This is a genomic window from Buttiauxella sp. A111 (assembly GCF_014189855.1).
Taxonomy (GTDB): Bacteria; Pseudomonadota; Gammaproteobacteria; order Enterobacterales; family Enterobacteriaceae; genus Buttiauxella; species Buttiauxella selenatireducens.
In genome coordinates, this window is the sequence record NZ_BJFN01000003.1 from 563,775 (window position 1) to 578,452 (window position 14,678).

11 protein-coding genes are annotated in these 14,678 nt (G+C 51.5%); 3 read left to right on the forward strand and 8 right to left on the reverse strand.

Going from position 1 to position 14,678, the window contains the following annotated elements; translation table 11 throughout:
* Positions 1 to 16 precede the first annotated feature (16 nt).
* From BSPA111_RS11930 to malZ, 3 genes are all read right to left on the reverse strand, one after another.
* The gene (locus tag BSPA111_RS11930; RefSeq protein ID WP_183271355.1) at positions 17 to 559 is read right to left on the reverse strand and encodes an antibiotic biosynthesis monooxygenase; all 543 of its coding nucleotides are present in this window, start codon (positions 557 to 559) and stop codon (positions 17 to 19) included.
* 55 nt (positions 560 to 614) lie between these two features.
* Positions 615 to 1,256: a hydrolase gene (locus BSPA111_RS11935; protein ID WP_183271356.1), complete on the reverse strand. Its 642-nt coding sequence runs from the start codon at positions 1,254 to 1,256 to the stop codon at positions 615 to 617.
* 141 nt (positions 1,257 to 1,397) lie between these two features.
* Entirely contained in the window at positions 1,398 to 3,215 is a 1,818-nt protein-coding gene (malZ, locus tag BSPA111_RS11940; RefSeq protein ID WP_183271357.1) for a maltodextrin glucosidase, read from the reverse strand.
* A 184-nt stretch (positions 3,216 to 3,399) separates the two neighbouring features.
* Between malZ and BSPA111_RS11945 the strand changes: the two genes are divergently transcribed.
* The gene (locus tag BSPA111_RS11945) at positions 3,400 to 3,693 is read left to right on the forward strand and encodes a YicS family protein (protein ID WP_183271358.1); all 294 of its coding nucleotides are present in this window, start codon (positions 3,400 to 3,402) and stop codon (positions 3,691 to 3,693) included.
* 72 nt (positions 3,694 to 3,765) lie between these two features.
* Here BSPA111_RS11945 and proY read toward each other — a convergent pair whose 3' ends face one another.
* The 4 genes from proY to phoB all read right to left on the reverse strand — a co-directional run bounded on the left by proY (position 3,766) and on the right by phoB (position 8,956).
* Positions 3,766 to 5,133, reverse strand: a complete 1,368-nt coding sequence (gene proY, locus BSPA111_RS11950) for a proline-specific permease ProY (RefSeq protein ID WP_183271359.1) — start codon at positions 5,131 to 5,133, stop codon at positions 3,766 to 3,768.
* Positions 5,134 to 5,204: 71 nt separating this feature from the next.
* Entirely contained in the window at positions 5,205 to 6,527 is a 1,323-nt protein-coding gene (gene brnQ, locus BSPA111_RS11955) for a branched-chain amino acid transporter carrier protein BrnQ (protein WP_183271360.1), read from the reverse strand.
* A 409-nt stretch (positions 6,528 to 6,936) separates the two neighbouring features.
* Positions 6,937 to 8,244 carry a phosphate regulon sensor histidine kinase PhoR gene (phoR, locus tag BSPA111_RS11960; protein WP_183271361.1) on the reverse strand — a complete coding sequence of 436 codons (1,308 nt, stop codon included), beginning with the start codon at positions 8,242 to 8,244 and terminating at the stop codon, positions 6,937 to 6,939.
* 22 nt (positions 8,245 to 8,266) lie between these two features.
* Positions 8,267 to 8,956 carry a phosphate response regulator transcription factor PhoB gene (gene phoB, locus BSPA111_RS11965; protein ID WP_064549213.1) on the reverse strand — a complete coding sequence of 230 codons (690 nt, stop codon included), beginning with the start codon at positions 8,954 to 8,956 and terminating at the stop codon, positions 8,267 to 8,269.
* A 202-nt stretch (positions 8,957 to 9,158) separates the two neighbouring features.
* On the opposite strand from phoB, the gene sbcD reads away from it, so the two are divergent.
* Both sbcD and sbcC read left to right on the forward strand, forming a co-directional pair.
* Positions 9,159 to 10,376 carry an exonuclease subunit SbcD gene (gene sbcD, locus BSPA111_RS11970; protein ID WP_183271362.1) on the forward strand — a complete coding sequence of 406 codons (1,218 nt, stop codon included), beginning with the start codon at positions 9,159 to 9,161 and terminating at the stop codon, positions 10,374 to 10,376.
* Positions 10,373 to 13,528, forward strand: a complete 3,156-nt coding sequence (sbcC, locus tag BSPA111_RS11975; protein ID WP_183271363.1) for an exonuclease subunit SbcC — start codon at positions 10,373 to 10,375, stop codon at positions 13,526 to 13,528. Before sbcD ends, sbcC begins: the two co-directional genes overlap by 4 nt.
* A gap of 211 nt (positions 13,529 to 13,739) precedes the next feature.
* On the opposite strand, the gene mak is transcribed toward sbcC, so the two are convergent.
* Positions 13,740 to 14,651 (reverse strand): fructokinase, encoded by a 912-nt coding sequence (gene mak / locus BSPA111_RS11980; RefSeq protein ID WP_183271364.1) that lies wholly within the window; start codon positions 14,649 to 14,651, stop codon positions 13,740 to 13,742.
* Between the last annotated feature and the right edge of the window lie 27 nt (positions 14,652 to 14,678).

Sequence of the window (14,678 nt, forward strand, 5' to 3'; positions counted from 1 at the left end):
TCTCCTCAGTGAAACGTTACTTTTTCAGCCAGCCTGCAAAGATGCGCGTCATTATTGGCATCCATAGCCAGACCACGAGTGCTACGACCAGCGCATCATTGATGAGATGTAATAAAAGCGAGCCGTGCAGCGAAGGAAAAAGCAGGCCGGTGATACGTGGAATGACGTTGGTACTCGGGAAAATCACCGCTAGCGTTATCAGGAATTGCTTCCATTGTGCAGGCCGTTTAAGCGTTGGGGTTTCAGGGGTGAACCAAAAAGCGTTTTCAGTACGAACTTCCAGATGATCATCAAGGCGAAGGGCGGGTTTTATCTCATCAACCAGCGCCTCTCGCTCAGCCGATTTCGTCCAAGCCGTAAGATTTTCCAGCGTATTGAAACGAATAACGATGTTGTACACATCGCTCCCGGCGGTTGGGCGAATGACATGTACCCCAAGATGTCCCGGATAACGCGCCGCAGCAGGCATAATTTTCGCCAACCATTGCTCATAACGCGCAGCCTGGCCTGATTTAAGAGCGTGGGTAATCACCAGCGTGACAGTGTTGTTGTCAGCCATGAGCGAGTCCTGATTGAAAGAAAATAGAAGGTAGGAAAGATCCCGCGGCAATTCATCAGGCTTTGCGTTCTGGGGCACCATGAACCATGGTGTACGCGTAATCCACGCCCATGCCATACGCGCCGCTATGCTCTCGTACCAGATCCATCACTGCGTCGTAGGTATCTTTACGCGCCCAATCGCGTTGGTATTCAAGCAGCACTTGCTGCCAGGTCACGGGAACCGCCCCCGCCTGCACCATGCGGTCAATCGAGCGTTCATGCGCATCAACAGAGGTTCCGCCCGAGGTATCCGTCACCACGTAAACTTCGAACCCTTCCTCCAGCGCCATTAGCGCAGGAAATGTCAGGCATACTTCGGTCCACAATGCTGAAATAACCAGTTTCTTGCGCCCGGTGGCTTTCACCGCTGCGACAAATGCCGCATCTTCCCAGGAGTTCATTGAAGTGCGCTCGATGGGGGTAATTTCAGGATGAACCGCCAGCAATTCAGGCCAGATATAACCACTGAAGCTTTTCGTTTCTACCGAGGTAAAAATGGTGGGGACGTTAAAAATTTTGCCCGCTTTAGCTAACGCAACCGTGTTGTTTTTCAACGTTTGCCGGTCAATATTAGCGACGCCAAAAGACATCTGCGGTTGATGGTCGATGAAAATCAGCGTGGAATTAGTCGGGTCGATCAGTTCACGTATAGACATAGTGTTTCCTCAGATTCAGTTGGCCCGAAGGGCATGAGCGCTGGAAATATCTAGCCTGAAAGGTATTTGTGAATGGGGGGAGAGATAAGAATAGCACCAGTTTCCCCCCTCGCCTGGCGAAAAGGGAAACCGGTTACAGAGTCAGAGGTTATGCCAGAGGGAAACCGAAACACCGGGTAGTGACAACTGGTGATTATCCAGATGGGCTTCACCTTCGAGTCGTGTCCAGCTTATGCCGCTTAACAACGGATTCCACGGCAGTGTCACATCGCATTGCTCAGCACGGTTAATCGCCACCAGCACTCGTTCATTTTGATAAACGCGAGCAAATACCACCACATCTCCATTGGCGTAAATCACCTGAAAACCACCGTGGCGCAAGGCCCGGCTTTTGTGGCGTAACTTGCCAAGACGTTGATAAAGCGCCAACAATTGTAGATCTTGTTGATCCGGGTCCCATGGAAAAGGTTTGCGGCAGAATGGATCGTTGTTGCCATCCAGTCCCACTTCATCACCATAGTAAACGCACGGCACACCAGGCCAGCAATACAGCCACACGACAGCCAAAGGTAAGCGGTCCACATCTTTACCAAGGATTGACTTGAACCGCGCGGTGTCATGGCTGTCGAGCTGGTTAAACATGCGCAGTTGTTGCTGATGAGAAAGCCCCGCACGATATTCATCCATCCACGCCATACAGGTTTGTGCATCTATATGCTGTGGATCGTAGGAAATATCCGTGTTGGCAAGGAATCCCCACAGCGGGAAGGTGAACCCCCGATAGTTCATCGCCGCATCTTCTGCATCCGTCTGCAACCATTGCCGGGCATCGCCAAAATGTTCCCCCAATATATACGCATCAGGCTTGGTTTCTTTCGCCGCCCTGGTGATGCCGGAGACATGCCGTAGATTGTTTTTTGCCCCGCCCGCTTCACCCAGCATATGCACAACATCCAGCCGCCAGCCGTCTATCCCCCAGGGTTCACGTAACCAGTAGCGCACCACACTTTCTTCGCCCTGGTAAATCTCGTCAACCAACGCGGAAGAGTGGTAATCCAGTTTCGGTAGGCTTGAATAACCCAGCCAGTCGAGGGCTTGCCCGTCCTGGTTATAGCTGTAAAAATCGCGCCACGGGGATTGCGGATTGTGGCTTGCACCGCTGCCGTGAGTTTGTTGACGGTCAAACCATTGGTGAGTATCACCGCTGTGGTTAAACACGCCATCGAGCACCAGGCGCATGCCCAGCCGCTGGGTATTTTTGCGCAAACGCAAAAAGGCGTGATCGCCACCAAACTGCACGTCTACGCGGCGATAATCCTGGGTATCGTATTTATGAACACTCGGAGCGGTAAAAATAGGATTGAGGTACAGCGCGGTCACGCCCAACATCTTCAGATACGGGAGATTTTCGCTGATACCGTCAAGATCGCCGCCATAGAAGGTTGATCCCCCTGCATCTGCGATGAGAGGCTCATTCCAGTCACGCAGTATGATGTCGCGTTTTGCAGCGTGGTGATAATAGATCTGATCCTGTTCTGGTGTGCGTTGTTCGCTGCGAGCAAAACGATCGGGGAAAATCTGATAGAAGATCTGATCCTGCACCCATTGCGGGCCGTCATCAGGCAGGTCGACCGCAAACTGCTCAAGGCGTGCGGGAGGGATCGATCTCAATCCTTGCGGCGTTAACCAGCGCTGTTTATCCAGCCATAGCAATTTAAAACTATAGCGGCGACGCGGCTGCCCTTCAGATAAATCAATCACCCCGCGCCATGCGACGATGCCATCACTCGGTGCTGCCTTCTGCCGAGTCATCTGCACCGAGGTTTCCTCGTTATCTTTTTCATAACGCAGAACCACACGATGCGGTAAATCATCGCCAGAAACCCATAAAGTGATGTAAAGCTTGTCTTTACGTGTCTGAATAAAAGGGGGCACCGGAAGGTGCCAGGAATTCAACATAATCGCATCCCCAGATAATAAATTGACGCCACCTTGCCACAGCGCGAGCGTGTATCACTCATCATTACTATTTTAATTGGGGGAGGAAAGCGGGGGTGGAGAAACAGCGCCAGTTGCTTAATAAGTTAGCGAAACCTATAGTGAAAACACTCCCGCCGATGCGCCCTGATAAAAGGAGATCGTCATGACTCTTGCCCGAACCCTTTCCCTGCTTTTGCTCGTACTTTGCTCCACCAATGCTTTGGCCAGCTCAGCTTATGAATCTCTACAATTTGGAAAGTATAAACAACAGATTACCGCAGACTTAAAAAAGACCTGCCATCCGCAAAAGAAAATGAATGAAGATGATTGGGCAAATAAAATACTCTCCAATGAGGAGAACAAGCGTTACATTCGCGACGCGAGAATTGCGCTCGAACGTAACAACGAGAAAAACTACTGGGATGCAATTAGTAAAGTAGAGTGCCCGGAGATGTAAACAGTAGGGTGGATTTCGCTGACGCTAATCCACCCTACTACTACCTTTTGTCGACAACGTTAAAGACGTTATCTACGAGTTTGTGGCGAGTATTTGACGACGTTTAAACATCCAGCCGACCAGCAGCAATACTATCCACACGCAGCCAACATAGAGCGAGATGCGGGTGTCCGGATGCCAGCCGATTAGCCCAATGATAAATACCAGGAATACCAGGCCCACAATCGTGGTTGCTACGCCGCCCGGCACCGGGAATTTCAGCGCCTTAGTTTCATCAGGAGAAAGCTTACGTCGGAAGGCAATCTGCGACAGCAGGATCATTATCCAAACCCACACAGTGGCAAACGTCGCCAGCGAAGCAATCACCAGGAAGACGTTTTCAGGAATCAGGTAGTTGAGCACTACCGCCAGTAACAGTGCGCAGCACATGACCAGCACAGTGACCCAGGGAATACCATTGCGAGAAGTTTTGGCGAACACTTTCGGGGCGCTGCCCTGCTCTGCCATGCCGTGCAACATTCGGCCTACACCGAATACGTCACTGTTAATTGCTGAAAGCGATGCGGTGATCACCACAAAGTTAAGAATACCTGCCGCAGCCGTAATCCCCATATGCTGGAAAGTCAGCACGAACGGGCTACCTTCCGTCCCCACCTGGTTCCACGGGTAAATAGACATGATGACAAACAGCGTACCGACATAGAACACCAGGATACGCAACGGAACAGAGTTGATAGCGCGTGGGATAGACTTCTGTGGATCTTTCGCTTCACCCGCAGTAATACCAATGATTTCAATGCCGCCGTAGGCAAACATGACCATCTGCAACGACATAATCATGCCTATCCAGCCATTGCTGAAGAAGCCGCCATTGCTCCACAAGTTATGGATGCCCGTAGGCTGGCCACCGTTTCCAATGCCCCAAACGATGATGCCGATACCGGCTGCAATCATGATGATGATGGTAGCGACTTTGAAGAAGGAGAACCAAAACTCCAGCTCACCAAACACTTTTACGCTCATCAGGTTAATGGCGCAGATAATCAGCACCACGCTCAATACCCAAACCCAATGCGGTACGGCCGGGAACCACAGTCCCATATAGATACCGAATGCGGTGACATCGGCAATCGCGACAATCAGGATTTCAAAACAGTAGGTCCAACCTGTGATGTATCCTGCCAACGGGCCAAGGTTATCTTGCGCATAGCGTGAGAATGAACTGGCGGAAGGGTTATGAACCGACATCTCCCCCAGCGCACGCATAATGATGTAAGCAGCAACCCCACCGATGATGTAGGCCAGCAAGACGCTGGGCCCTGCCATTTTGATTGCGTCTGCCGAGCCATAAAACAACCCGGTGCCAATTGCCGAACCCAACGCCATAAAGCGTATGTGCCGGGTACTCAAGCCGCGCTTGAGTTTATTAGCGTTTTCCATTGATTCCATACCTGCTTAACAATAAAAAAAACCACGGAGCAGAGCCCCGTGGTTGTACAAAATTATAATTTTTAGTGGGCTGTTTGAGCCACTTGTCGCCCTGCAGCGCGGTCCCATATGATGGCAATCACTACCATGATGATGGTTGGGAGCAACCATGCCAGGCCCTGGTCAGACAACGGCAAGCGTGAAGTCCACGCGGGTAAAATGTCACTGATTGCGGAGGCTTTAATCCCATCAATGATGCCAAACAATGTACTAATGATCATTGCCGGCGCAATCACGCGAGTCGAGTTATGCCACCACGGACGGGTGAAACTCAGCACCACCAGCGCAATACACGGTGGGTAAATCGCCGTCAGCACTGGAATCGAAACCTGAATCAGATGGCTCAACCCGAGGTTAGAAACCACCATCGAGAACAAGCCAAGGATAAACACCAGCGAACGGTAAGACAGCGGCAAATACTGGCTGAAGAACTCAGCACACGCACAAGTCAGGCCAATTGCCGTTACCATACAGGCGAGGAAAATCAACGCGGCCAGGAAGAAGCTACCTGCACCACCGAAGGTGTGTGCCACATACGCATGAAGAATGGCAGCACCGTTGGCATTTTGGTCAGCCACAAGCGTAGCACTGTCTGAACCCAGGCGGAACAGCGCAAGGTAGATCAGCGTTAAGCCAATACCTGCAATCAGACCAGCCCAAATGGTATAACGCGTCAGCAGACGGGATTCAGTCACACCACGCGAGCGCGCAGCGTTAACAATAACAATCCCGAAGACCAATGACGCCAGGGTATCCATGGTCAGATAGCCATTCACAAAACCGTTAGAAAACGCGGCATTCTGATACGCCTCAGTCGCAGTACTGATCCCCCCCGCAGGCCACAACATTGCACCCGCAGCGAGCGCCAACAGCGCGACAATTTTCACCGGCGCCAGCACATGCCCTACGGTATCCAGCAGTTTGCCCGGATAAAGTGAAATGGCGATAACAATAGCGAAGTACACCACGCTGTAGATAAACAGTGGCAGTTCACCCGTGCCGACCAGTGGCGCAATCCCCACTTCGAAGGAAACGGTAGCCGTACGCGGTGTCGCAAACAGCGGGCCAACAGCCAGGTAGCAAATCGTCGCCAACAGCACACCGGCACGACGGCCAATCGGTGAGCTCAGGCTATCAATGCCACCGCCTACACGAGCAATGGCGACGATAGTCAGAACCGGCAGGCCCACAGCCGTGACCAGGAAACCGAGTGACGCAATCCAAACGTGTTCACCCGCCTGTAACCCCACCATCGGTGGGAAAATGATATTGCCTGCTCCGACAAACAGCGCAAAGGTCATAAACCCTAATGCGAGAATGTCTCGAGATTTTAAATGATGGGTCATAAAGTTTTGCAGCCTGTGGGTGTGTGGTGTTGAAAGTATTTAAATTTTTATACCTGGTCACTCGGTATAAAAGCGGTGATTGATAGTGACGACAGCGAAAAATCCTTTCCGGGATCGGTGGCGAAGAATAGTTGTTTGAATTACCACTCAAATCCAGTCGGTCTACTAATCACAGGGGCGCAATTAAAACGCTTATAGCGTATGAAGGCAAGAAGGGATCCTAAAACCAGATTGATCTCCTTAAATTAGACTTAAAGTCAGTATATTTGTTTATCTGTTAGAAAGTAGTATGGTTTATTGTGTGGTTAAATTATAACCGATTAAGCGTTTTTGATTTACAAGTGAACAAAAAAAAACACAGGCCAGTATGCTGGCCTGTGGAAAGTTTTTTTGACACAGAAGCATTCAGCTACTCTGTCTGCACTTCTTTTTCGCTAACGATTAACCGCTCAGGCAGCACAAAGGAAAATGTCGAACCTTTGCCAGGCTGGCTTTCGATATTCAGACGCGCATCGTGATGGCTTAAAGCATGTTTCACTATTGCCAGTCCCAATCCACTGCCGCCGGTTTGTCGCGAACGCGCCTTATCCACGCGATAGAAACGCTCGGTCAGGCGTGGAATATGTTCCGCAGCAATACCCGGCCCGCTATCCGTCACGCTAAAGCATGCGCCGCCTGCCACCCGCTTCCAGCCCACTGTAATGTGCGTCCCTTCCGGCGTATGGTTTACCGCGTTATACACCAGGTTTGAAATCGCGCTACGCAACTGTTCATCGTTACCGAACACTTTTAGCACGGGATCAATATCGAATTGCAGCGTCTGCCTTTGCTGGCTGAGAGTTTGCGCTTCTCTCTCCACCACCCGCAACATCAGTGGCACATCAATCTTTTCATTGAGTACCATGGCCGGAGCCGCTTCAATTTTTGACAGCGTCAAAAGTTGTTTCACTAAACCTTCCATTCGCGAAGTTTGCTCGCGCATGGTGCCAAGAGCTTTCTCACGCAGCGGCCCTTCAAGCGTCTGATCCTGCATCATCTCCAGATAACCTTGCAGCACCGTTAACGGTGTACGAAGTTCATGGCTTACGTTGGCAAAGAAGTTGCGTCGCGCCCCTTCCAGTTGGTGCATCTGAGTGACATCGCGCGCGACCAGCAGCCACTGTTCGTCGCTGTAAGGCATAACACGAAATTCAAGATGACGTCCGTTGTTGAGCACCAGCGTCAATGGACGAGAGAAATCTTTTTGCGTCAAATAGCGGGTAAATTCCGGGTAACGCAGCAGGTTTAGGATGTTCTGCCCATTATCATCCGGCCAACGTAACCCAAGCAGTTGTTGAGCCAGCCCGTTACACCAAAAAATCGTCCCTTCTTCCGTCGTCAACACAACGGCATCAGGCAATGATTCCGCACCGCTACGAAAGCGTTTAATCAAATTGCCTAACTCTTTGCGGCGCTTTTTATTGCGTAACTGCATTTGGTGAAGGCCGTATAACAACGGGTCCCAACTTCCGCGACCGGGAGGAGGCGTCATGCTGCGATCGACCCACAGCCACCACGACAAACGCAGCAAATTCCAGAAATGCCAAACCAGCAGTCCAGTGACTGCCAGTAATAAAAACCAGGGTAAATGGCCAAAAATCAGGCCCAAAATGATGGCGGGTATACAACAGAGCACCAACTCCATCACCAGCCTTTTCCATGACAACCGTTCCAGCACGCGTCACTCTCCTGCTAAGGGGTTAAAAGCGGGTTGAGAACCGATAACCCGTACCGCGTACTGTTTGTACCATTCTGTCATGACCACTGTGTTCGAGCGCTTTGCGTAACCGCCGGATATGGACGTCCACTGTTCGGTCTTCGACATAAACATTGGTGCCCCATACATGATTAAGCAATTGTTCACGGCTATAGACCCGTTCCGGGTGCGTCATAAAGAAGTGTAACAACTTAAATTCCGTCGGGCCCATATCCAAAGGATTTTCACCGGTCATCACGCGATGTGATGACGGGTCAAGGCTTAGCCCGTGCATTTCAATCACCTCTTCCACCGCCATTGGGGAGATTCGGCGCATGACAGCTTTAATACGAGCCACCAGCTCCTTAGGTGAAAACGGTTTGGTAATGTAGTCATCGGCCCCGACTTCAAGGCCTCGCACGCGATCTTCTTCTTCACCGCGCGCCGTCAGCATCATCACGGGTATTTCACGCGTCAATGCCTCACGTTTCAAATGCTTGATAAACTGAATACCTGAGCCGCCTGGCAACATCCAGTCCAGTAAAATCAGATCCGGGAAAGGTTCAATAAGCAGATTTACTGCACTGTCATAATCTTCCGCTTCTACAGGCTGAAAACCGTTTTGCTCGAGCACAAAACTCACCATCTCACGGATTGGAGCTTCATCTTCTACGACTAAAATACGCTTCGCCATGATTCGCCCTGCTTAAGGAAGATACCCAAAGGTGTAATTGTTGTTTCAATGCGGCGCCATTATGCGTCAGATTTATTACAGATTTATGAAATACATGACTGTTTGATGACTCATCATTTTGATTTATGACACAGACAGATATGACGTTTTTCGACTCACCCCTTTATAATCGAGACTTCGCTTTTAAGCCACTGGACAGGTTATGCGCATTATTCACACATCAGACTGGCATCTTGGTCAAAATTTTTATACCAAAAGCCGTGGCCCAGAGCACCAGGCTTTTCTTGAGTGGTTGCTCAATGCCGCAGTCGTTCATGATGTGGATGCAATAATTGTCGCAGGGGATATTTTTGATACCGGCTCTCCGCCGAGCTATGCCCGTGAACTGTATAACCGATTTGTGGTGCAGCTTCAGGCGACCGGATGTTCCCTGGTGGTTCTCGCGGGAAACCATGATTCTGTTGCAACACTTAACGAATCGCGAGAATTAATGGCGTGCCTTAACACTTATGTCATCGCCAGCGCCCGTCACGATGTCAGCCAACAGGCTATGGTGCTCAATAAGAAAGATGGCGAGCCGGGGGCTATTCTCTGTCCCATTCCATTTCTGCGTCCCCGCGATATTCAAAACAGCCAGGCAGGTTTATCCGGCCACGAAAAGCAGCGTTCATTAATGGAGTCCATTAGCGAACATTATCAGCAGTGTTTCCGCGCGGCTTGTGATTTACGTGCGGATGCGAAGCTGCCGATTATCGCAACAGGGCATTTAACCACGGTGGGTGTGACGAAAACGGATGCGGTGCGCGACATTTATATTGGCACGCTAGACGCCTTCCCGGCGCAGCATTTCCCGCAAGCGGATTACATCGCACTGGGCCATATTCATCGCGCCCAATTAATTGGTGGCACCGAACATATCCGCTACAGCGGCTCCCCAATACCGTTGAGTTTTGACGAAACCGGCAAGGTCAAAAGCGTTTATCTGGTTGAGTTTGCAGAAGGTAAATTGAGTGAGGTTACCCCACTTCCGGTCCCTGTTAGCCAGCCTTTGGCTGTGATCAAAGGTTCACTGAGCGAAATTGAACAGCAGCTTGCTCAATGGCTCGATGCCCCCGCAGACCCCAAAGTCTGGTTGGATATCGAAATCGCCACGGACGAATATCTACATGATATGCAGCGCCATATTCAGCAGTTGACTGAAACACTGCCGGTCGAGGTCGTTTTGCTGCGCCGTAGCCGTGAGCAGCGCGAGCGCGTCATTGCTCAACAACACAAAGAAACACTGAGCGAACTGACGGTTGAAGACGTTTTTGAGCGCCGTCTGGTTCAGGAAGAGACTACCGAGGAGCGCGCGCACCGTTTGCGCACCTTGTTTGCCCAAACAGTGGCAAGTCTGCATGACGCGGAGGAACAGGCATGAAAATCCTCAGCCTACGGTTAAAAAATCTAAACTCCCTGAAAGGGGAATGGAAAATTGATTTCACCCGCGAACCTTTCGCCAGCAATGGTTTGTTTGCAATAACCGGGCCGACAGGTGCCGGAAAAACGACACTGCTGGATGCTATCTGCCTCGCGCTTTATCACAAAACTCCGCGCCTCAACACGGTCTCACAATCGCAAAATGATCTCATGACCCGCGACACTGCCGAATGTCTGGCGGAAGTGGAGTTTGAAGTCAAAGGCACAGCCTACCGTGCCTTCTGGAGCCAAAACCGGGCACGCAACGCAGCAAACGGTAACCTTCAAGCTCCACGCGTTGAGCTTGCGGAAGTGGCAAGCGGCAAAATCATCGCCGATAAAGTAAAAGATAAGCTCGATGTCACCGCCAAATTAACCGGCCTCGATTACGACCGCTTTACCCGCTCCATGATGCTCTCGCAGGGCCAGTTTGCGGCGTTTTTAAATGCCGATGCCAATGACCGTGCCTCCTTGCTTGAAGAGCTTACCGGAACTGAGATTTACGGCGCTGTTTCTGCGGCGGTATTTGAAAATCATAAAAATGTACGCAGCCAACTTGAGAACTTACAAGCGCAGGCGGCAGGTGTTGCTCTGTTAAGCGATGAGCAGCACCAGCAGCTTTCTGCGAGTTTGCAATTACTTACTCTTGAAGAAAAAAATCGTCTTACGGAGCAGCAAACCCTTCAGCTCCATCAGAAGTGGCTGAGTCAACTCAACCCGTTGACTCAAAACCACGCGCATTCAGAAGCGGCGTTGAATGCGGCCGCTCGCGCCATTGAGGAAGCAGCACCGCAACTCGAAAAGCTGATGCGAGCTCAACCTGCAGAAAAACTGCGCCCTGACTGGCAGCGCCTGCAAGAACTGAAAACTACGCTGAAAAATACCCGTATTCAGACGGAAGAAGTGAATACTCGCTTACGTCAGGCGACAGTGCGCCGCCAGCAGACGCGACTTGCTGCCGCAAGCCAGGCGGCAAAATTGACGCATGAAAGTACCGAACTGCAACAATGGCTGAAAACACACGACAGTTATCGCCTGTGGGGTGCTGAACTCACAGGCTGGCGTATGGCCTTCAGCCAACAGCAAAATGAGGCAAAAAAGCTTCAAGACTTTCAGCGTGACATCGAAGCCCTTCAGAAAAAGCTCGAATTACTGCCAGCAGTTGAACTTGCACTCAGTGCAGATGAAGTAAGCACGCACTTACAAGAAACGATTTCAGCACGCCCTTTGCGCCAGCAGCTTGCGACCATACAACCGCAACTTTCCTCACTGCTAAAACGCAAAACACAGCAGCAACAGGATATTGCCGCGCTTGAAATGCAGATAACCCAGCGCGATGCGGAGTTGGCACTTAAACGCCAGCAATACAAAGAACGACGCCAGCACGAAAGTGACCTGGAAAAAGTGTGCGAGCTGGAAAGCCGTATTGTCAGCCTCGAAGCGGAACGCGCCCGTCTGCAACCTGAGCAACCCTGCCCGTTGTGCGGCTCGATGCAACATCCGGCGGTTGCTGACTACCAGGCCATTCAACCCGGGGAAAATCAGCAGCGACTGGCGGCACTTAAGCGCGAAGTGGCAAGCCTTGCGGAAGCCGGTTTTGCAATGAAAGGCCAACTCGATACGCTGCGTTCACAGCGTGAAAGCATGTTGGCTGCCATTAACACGCTCACTGAAGAAGAAACAGCTCTGCATTTGCGCTGGCAGCAATTGTGCTCCCGCCTTCAACTGGCACTGACGCCAGAAGATGACCTCCAGCGGTGGCTGGAAAGCGAAGAACAACGTGAACAGCAACTGCATCAACTTAGCCAACGGATCTTACTGGAAGAACAGCTCACTCAATTGCGGCTTCAGCACCAAAAACTTGGCGCAGAGATAGCGTCCCTGCGCGAAACACTGAACGCTGCGCTGGAAAGTGCAGGCCTTCAATATCCGGCCAATGGTGAAGAAAGCAGTTGGCTGGCGGAACGCCAACAGGAATCACAGCGTTGGCAGCAGCACCATGAGCAACTCCCGCGCTTGCAACAGCAACTCGACGCACTGGAAAGCCTGCTTAATGCGATGGTTGATGATGGCACTACGCCCGCACCGCTATCCGAAAGCGAACAAATTTCTGCACTGCAAAACTGGCATAACCTACACAACGACTGCATTGCTCTGGAGAGCCAGTGGAAGACGCTGCAACAGCAGCTGCAACAGGAAGAAAGCCGCGTAGAGCAGGCAAGCGCGCAGTTCCTGACAGCACTGGCCACCAGCCCGTTCGCGGATACGGAGTCATTCCAGGCCGCACTACTGGAAGAAACAGAACGCCAGCAGCTTGAGTTGAAAAAACAACATCTTGAGCAACAGCATCAGCAGCAAACCACACTGTATCAGCAGGCTGCAAAGGCGCTGACCGAGCATAAAGCCGCTCGCCCTGCAACGCTTGCTGAAGATGTAGAACTGAGTTCGCTGGAAGAACAACTGAGGGTATGCCATCAGCAACTGCGCGAGAACACCACACAGCAGGGGCAAATTCAGCAACAGCTTCGCCATGACGCGGAAAACCGCCAGCGCCAGCAAGGACTGATGCAGTCCATCGTGGAGTGCCAACAGCAAGTGGAAGACTGGGGTTATCTGAATGCATTAATTGGTTCGAAGGAAGGCGATAAATTCCGTAAGTTTGCCCAGGGACTGACGCTCGATAATCTGGTGTGGCTGGCGAACAATCAGCTCAATCGTTTACATGGGCGCTATTTGCTACAACGCAAAGATAGCGAAGCGCTGGATCTGCAAGTGGTGGATACATGGCAGGCTGACGCGGTACGCGATACACGCACGCTTTCAGGTGGTGAGAGTTTCCTGGTGAGCCTCGCGCTGGCACTTGCGCTATCCGACCTGGTGAGCCATAAAACGCGCATCGATTCGCTGTTTCTTGATGAAGGTTTTGGCACGCTGGATGCGGAGACACTGGATACCGCGCTGGATGCACTGGACACCCTCAATGCCAGCGGCAAAACCATCGGCGTGATAAGCCATGTCGAAGCGATGAAAGAGCGTATACCGGTACAAATTAAAGTGAAGAAGATTAACGGGTTGGGCGTGAGTCGGTTGGCGAAGGAATTTGCTGTCGAGTAATGCGGCCCTCACCCCAGCCCTCTCCCACAGGAGAGGGAGAAAACCGAACATCACCTGGCCACAGGAGAGGGGAAAATCAAACTCGAGCAATTCCCTCTCCATCAGGAGAAGGGAAAATCAAACTCGGGCAATTCCCTCTCCATCAGGAGAAGGGAAAATCAAACTCGGGCAATTCCCTCTCCATCAGGGAGAGGGTCAGGGTGAGGGGAAATTACTTCTCAAGCGGCCACAACCACGCCGCACCACGCACGCCGCTGGAATCGCCGTGCACTGCTTTGCGAATTGGGGTTTCAAACTCGCCGCCAAACACCCACGGTTTCACCAGCTGCGGCACCGTTTTATAAAGACGTTCGTTGTTGCTCATCCCGCCACCCAACACGATGACATCCGGATCCAGAATGTTGACGATATGGGCCAGCGATTTAGCAAGACGCATTTCATAGCGCGCGATCGCCAGTTCGGCTACCGGATCTTGTTGATCGACAAGATGCATAATCTCATTACCCTTCAACGGCTTTCCGCTCAGGCGATGGTAGTCAGTGCCAAAGCCAGTACCGGAAATAAACGTTTCGATACAACCTTGTTTGCCGCAGTAGCAAGGCACTTCCTCACGAAAACGGAGTTCATCTTCGTCCATCCACGGCAATGGGTTATGCCCCCACTCGCCCGCCGTCCCGTTGCCGCCAATCAGACTGCGACCATTGATGGCCACACCCGCGCCGCACCCAGTGCCAATAATGACTGCGAAGACCATTGCCGCCCCGGCAGCAGCACCGTCGATGGCTTCTGAAACAGCCAGGCAGTTCGCATCGTTGGCTAAACGTACTTCACGCTGTAGCGCATCACACAGGTCCTTATCGAAAGGCTGTCCGTTGAGCCAGGTGGAGTTGGCATTTTTCACCACACGGGTATATGGCGAAATCGAACCAGGAATACCAATCCCAACGGTTCCCTTCTCACCCGTTGCCTCTTCAGCCAGGCGCACCAGCTCAACGATGGTACCGATTGTTTGCTGATAATCATTTTTGGGCGTCGGCAGGCGATGGCGAAAAAGTTGTTTGCCATCGTTCGCCAGAGCGATCACTTCTGTTTTTGTCCCACCTAAGTCGATACCAATGCGCACAGCGATACCCTCATTTAATTAATGTTA

What these genes read in the sequence shown, in the direction of transcription:
- BSPA111_RS11945 (WP_183271358.1), top strand. Translation starts at nt 3,400, where the DNA reads ATGACTCTTGCCCGAACCCTTTCCCTGCTTTTGCTCGTACTTTGCTCC.
- sbcD (WP_183271362.1), top strand. Translation starts at nt 9,159, where the DNA reads ATGCGCATTATTCACACATCAGACTGGCATCTTGGTCAAAATTTTTAT.
- brnQ (WP_183271360.1), bottom strand. Translation starts at nt 6,527, where the DNA reads ATGACCCATCATTTAAAATCTCGAGACATTCTCGCATTAGGGTTTATG.
- malZ (WP_183271357.1), bottom strand. Translation starts at nt 3,215, where the DNA reads ATGTTGAATTCCTGGCACCTTCCGGTGCCCCCTTTTATTCAGACACGT.
- BSPA111_RS11930 (WP_183271355.1), bottom strand. Translation starts at nt 559, where the DNA reads ATGGCTGACAACAACACTGTCACGCTGGTGATTACCCACGCTCTTAAA.
- sbcC (WP_183271363.1), top strand. Translation starts at nt 10,373, where the DNA reads ATGAAAATCCTCAGCCTACGGTTAAAAAATCTAAACTCCCTGAAAGGG.
- phoB (WP_064549213.1), bottom strand. Translation starts at nt 8,956, where the DNA reads ATGGCGAAGCGTATTTTAGTCGTAGAAGATGAAGCTCCAATCCGTGAG.
- BSPA111_RS11935 (WP_183271356.1), bottom strand. Translation starts at nt 1,256, where the DNA reads ATGTCTATACGTGAACTGATCGACCCGACTAATTCCACGCTGATTTTC.
- proY (WP_183271359.1), bottom strand. Translation starts at nt 5,133, where the DNA reads ATGGAAAACGCTAATAAACTCAAGCGCGGCTTGAGTACCCGGCACATA.